General features: G+C 62.4%; 4 protein-coding genes. 1 reads left to right on the top strand and 3 read right to left on the bottom strand.

Going from position 1 to position 4,671, the window contains the following annotated elements; genetic code table 11:
• A partial coding sequence (locus tag RMN84_RS03640; RefSeq protein ID WP_405051430.1) for an NAD(P)(+) transhydrogenase (Re/Si-specific) subunit beta occupies window positions 1–620 on the bottom strand: 620 nt, incomplete at its 3' end.
• Between the two features lie 3 nt (window positions 621–623).
• Window positions 624–905 (bottom strand): NAD(P) transhydrogenase subunit alpha, encoded by a 282-nt coding sequence (locus RMN84_RS03635; RefSeq protein ID WP_309610846.1) that lies wholly within the window; start codon window positions 903–905, stop codon window positions 624–626.
• 147 nt (window positions 906–1,052) lie between these two features.
• Here RMN84_RS03635 and RMN84_RS03630 point away from each other — a divergent pair, with 147 nt between their 5' ends.
• Window positions 1,053–3,341 carry an EAL domain-containing protein gene (locus tag RMN84_RS03630; protein ID WP_309610845.1) on the top strand — a complete coding sequence of 763 codons (2,289 nt, stop codon included), beginning with the start codon at window positions 1,053–1,055 and terminating at the stop codon, window positions 3,339–3,341.
• Window positions 3,342–3,642: 301 nt separating this feature from the next.
• Here the strand turns inward: RMN84_RS03630 and RMN84_RS03625 are convergent.
• On the bottom strand, window positions 3,643–4,671 hold a 1,029-nt coding region (locus RMN84_RS03625), incomplete at its 5' end, for an NAD(P)(+) transhydrogenase (Re/Si-specific) subunit alpha (RefSeq protein WP_309610844.1).

Raw genomic sequence — 4,671 nt, 5'->3', positions numbered from 1 at the left:
ATCGCGACCAGCACCGCCAGGTTGAGGACGTGCCGCAGCGGCAGCAGGATCGGCGATCCGCTCATGTTGCCGTTCAGCTTGAGGAACGCGATCACCGATCCGGAGAAAGTGATCGCGCCGATGGCGACGCCGAGGCCGAGTTCGACCCGGCTGACTCGCGCGATCGCTTGGAATGTTCGCGTCACTTCGCCCGTCACAGGATTCAAAAAAGGCTTAACGAGCGGAAGATCGGTCAGAATTCCGAAGGCGCCGGGGTTGAGAAACGCGGCGACCCCAACCAGCACTGCGGCCAAACCGACAAGGCTGTGGAACGCCGCCACGAGTTGCGGCATCGCGGTCATCTGGATGCGCCGCGCGGTAACGAGTCCGATCGCGCCGCCGATGGCGATCGCGACGAGAATCTCTCCGATCGACGCAATGCCGTGGGTCAGCAACGTGGTGACCACCGCAATGCCCATGCCGATCATGCCATAGCGGTTGCCGCGCTGTGACGTCACCGGGCTCGACAGGCCGCGCAGGGCGAGGATGAAGCAGACCCCGGCGACGAGATAGGCGAGCGACACGACGGACTCGCTGATCATGGTGGCGAAGATGAAATCGGTGTGGGCTTCGGGCGCCATCGTCTAGCGCTCCTTCTTCTTGTACATCGCCAGCATCCGCGCGGTGACCGCGAAGCCGCCGAAGATATTGACGCTGGCCAGCGCCACCGCGATCAGCCCGAGCCACTTCGACGTCGCACTACCCGCCGCCGCGCTGGCAACCAGCGCGCCGACGATGATCACGCTCGAAATCGCGTTGGTCACGGCCATCAGCGGGGTGTGCAGCGCCGGGGTCACCGACCACACGACATAATAGCCGACAAAACACGCCATTACGAAGATCGACAGGATCGAAATAAAGTCCACGTGTTGAGCCCCTCGTTGATCCCCCCCCATGCCGCGCCACGCCCCGCCTGTCGAGCATGAACAACGCGCGATTAACTGCGGCGGGCAATCGAGGTTTCCAGAAATTTAACCTTTCACGGGCACAGCGGAGGCATCGAAGGGGATTTCGTGCGCCAATTGATCGCCACTGCCACGTCCAAGAAGGAGCGCACCTCGCCGCGCCGCGTCCTGCTGTCGACACTGCTGGCGGGAATTATCTGCGGTGTTCTCGGCCTGCTGACGCCTCTCGATTTCTCTCTTCATGCCCTCCGCGCCGCCATCAATATCCATCCTGCAAGCAATAATATCGTGATCGTAAAGATCGATGACGAGAGTCTGAAGAAGGTCGGAAACTGGCCCTGGTCGCGCACGGAACACGCCAAGCTGGTAGACAATTTGTCGCGGTTGGGTGCTCGCCAGATCATGTTCGACCTGTTCTTCGCCTATCGCGCCGATCCTGCCGGCGACGCGGCGTTCGCCGAAGGGCTCAGGCGGTCGGGACGGGTGATCCTGCCGATCACCGCCGGTTTGGAAATGAGAAACAAAACGAGCCCGCTTCCGCAGTTCTCGGCTAGCACCGGACTCGCCGACGTAACCCTCGACTACGGGTTCGACATGCGTGTTCGGCAGATTGGCTACGCCCAAACGGGCGGAGGCCAGAAAACGCCAAGCATGGCGGCGAAGATTGCGGGATGGAAAATCCTTCCCGACGGATCGTTTCCAATTGACTATTCGGTCGATCCGCGGACCTTTGCGACGGTTTCCGCCGGAGACGTGATCGCCGGCCACGTCCCCGCAAACTTGCTGGCCGGGAAGATCGCGTTGATCGGCACGACCACTGACACGCTCGGGGACCAGTTCTTTCTCCCTGGTTATGGTCGGATGGGCGGGGTCTATATCCATGCGATCGGGGGCGAAACCCTAATGCACGGAAAGCCCATCGATTTCGGCTGGATACCCTCGCTGCTCATCGCGGCAGCAGTTGGGGCATTGGCAATTGGAAGGCGACGGCCTGTCGTCCAGAATCTGATCCTTCTTGGTGGCGCATTCATCCTTCTGGTTGGGCCCACGCCTATTGAAGCCAATTTGATCTTCCTGGACGTATCGCCCGGTCTGCTCGTCATGAGTGTTCTGCTTGCTAATCTTAACTGGTCACGATTGCGCAATCGCAGCACGATCAACGAGGTTAGCGGCCTTCCCAACCTGATCGCGTTGCGGGCTGATCCCTCGGCGCGTGAGCGACCCTTGGTTGTCGCCCGGTTGCACAATTATTCCGAGATCGTCTCTGCGCTACCAACCGACTCCGAACGTCAGTTCGTTGAGCAGGTTACCTCGCGGCTGTGCGTCGGTGCGACCGGGCGCAAGCTTTATCATGGGGACGAGGGGCTGTTCGCCTGGTTCGCCGAACCCAACATCCCGCTCGGGCATCATCTGGAGGCGCTGCATGCGCTCTTCCGCAGCCCGATCAAGATCCGCAGCGAACAATATGACGTAATGATCAGCTTCGGGGTCGATATCGGCAGCGGTCGCGCGCCAGCCAACCGCCTCGGCAGCGCGCTCGTCGCCGCCGACGAAGCAGAGGGCGAAAGCCTGAAATGGAAGTATCATGATCCGGCCCGCCTCGCCGACGCCAGTTGGAAGCTGTCGCTGCTCAGTCAGCTCGAAGATGCAATCGAATTGGGCCAAGTGTGGGTCGCCTATCAGCCCAAGCTCGAGCTGGCGACCGGTCGCATCATTGGCGTTGAGGCCCTCGCCCGCTGGACCCACCCCGAGAAGGGGCCGATCAGCCCGACCGAGTTCATCGGTGCGGCCGAACAACATGACCGGATCGAGAAACTGACCGACTTCATCCTCGACGAAGCAGTCTCGGCCATTGCTGCTGCCTCGCGCGAAGGGCGCACGCTGGGCCTCGCGGTCAATCTGTCGGCGCGGCTGTTGACCGATGCCCTATTGCCCGGCCGAATCGCGGCGTGCCTGGCGCGCCATGGGTTGCCGCCCGAGCAGCTGACCCTTGAACTGACCGAAACCGCGGCGCTCACCGGCAGCGGGCAGGACATCGAGATGCTCAGCCGGCTTCAGCAGACCGGCGTCAAAATCTCGATCGACGACTATGGTACGGGTCTGTCGACCCTCGACTATCTCAAGAAGGTACCGGCGGCGGAAATCAAGATCGACCAGAGCTTCATTCGCTCCTTGCGCGATCATCGCAGCGATCGGGTGATGGTTCAGTCAACGATCGGCCTCGCTCACTCGCTCGGGCGACTCGTAGTTGCCGAAGGAGTCGAGGATCGCGAAACTCTCGAGCTGTTGACTGCGATGGGCTGCGACATCGCTCAAGGGTTCCTGATTGGAAGGCCGGCCAGTTTGCGCAGCATTATGAAGCGGATGAAGGTGGATCGCGGCTTGCGGGTGGCGTGATGTGGTTAATTCCTTGCTAACCGTGATCTTTATGGTTAATGATCCCTCTGGAAGCGGCGTGCTTCGCTATGAACCAGGGGATTGTTATGAAAAAGCCTCAGGCAAAATGGGACTTTTGGGGTTGGCTTTACGGCACAGGCCAAGGCAGCGGCGGTTCCAACGCCTAACATCGGTTCGGGGGCTCGGCCCCGAACTGTTGCACTGACGAAAGTCGCTCTCGAACATTCGAGCGCGACTTTTTTCATGTTTATATACGCGGGATCACCACCGGGAACCCTCCACAGCACTCCATGCGTTTGGCTCAGGCCTGAGCGGGAACCACCGGTTGGGCGTCGATCAATCGCTCGTTGACGACCTTGCCGCCCTTGGTCAGGCGGACCGCCTCCACAATCTCGTCGTCGCCGGGGAAGGCCGGCGCACCCGCCTCCTTGTCCCAGAAGGCGCTGAGGAAATTGTATAGATTGCGCGCGAATAGCGCCGATGAATCCGCCGCCAGCCCCGCCGCCAGGTTGCGCGCGCCGACGATGTGCACGCCGTGCACGGTGACCGTTTCGCCGACCACACAGCCCTCCACATTGCCGCCAGCCTCCGCCGCCAGGTCGACGATCACGCTGCCCGGCCGCATCGAGGCGAGCTGAGCGTCGCTGATCAGCCGCGGCGCCGGACGCCCGGGGATCAGGGCGGTGGTGATGACGATGTCCTGCTTGGCGATATGGCTCGATACCAGCTCGCTCTGCGCCGCCTTATATTCGTCCGACATTTCGCCGGCATAGCCGCCGGCCCCCTCGCCTTCGATTCCCGTGACATTCTCGACGAAGATCGCTTTGGCCCCCAGCGACTGGATCTGCTCGCGCGTGGCGGAACGGACGTCGGTAGCGCTCACCTGTGCCCCCAACCGCCGTCCGGTGGCAATCGCTTGAAGACCCGCGACGCCGACGCCCATGACGAACAGTTTCGCCGGGCTGATAGTGCCGGCGGCGGTCATCATCATTGGGAAGGCACGGCCGAAGGCGGCGGCGGCGTCGACCACCGCCTTGTAGCCGGCGAGGTTCGACTGCGAAGACAAGATATCCATCGACTGCGCGCGGGTGCTGCGCGGCAGCCATTCCATGGCGTACGCCTCGAGCCCCGCCGCGGCATAAGCCGCAACCTCCGCTCCGCGCCGGACCGGATCGAGCGACCCGACCAGCAGCGCGGCGGGCTTCATCCCTGCAAGCGCAGCCGCCTCGGGGCCCTGGATGCACAGCAGGATGTCCGCGCCCGCCAGTGTTGCCGCGCGATCGCCGAGTGTTGCGCCCGCGGCTTCATAATCGGCGTCAGCAACCGAAGC

Origin of the sequence: Sphingomonas sp., from assembly GCF_031380695.1 — a bacterium.
GTDB lineage: Bacteria > Pseudomonadota > Alphaproteobacteria > Sphingomonadales > Sphingomonadaceae > Sphingomicrobium.
Note: the sequence above shows the minus strand (reverse complement) of the source record. Positions and strands in the feature narration are given on the sequence as shown.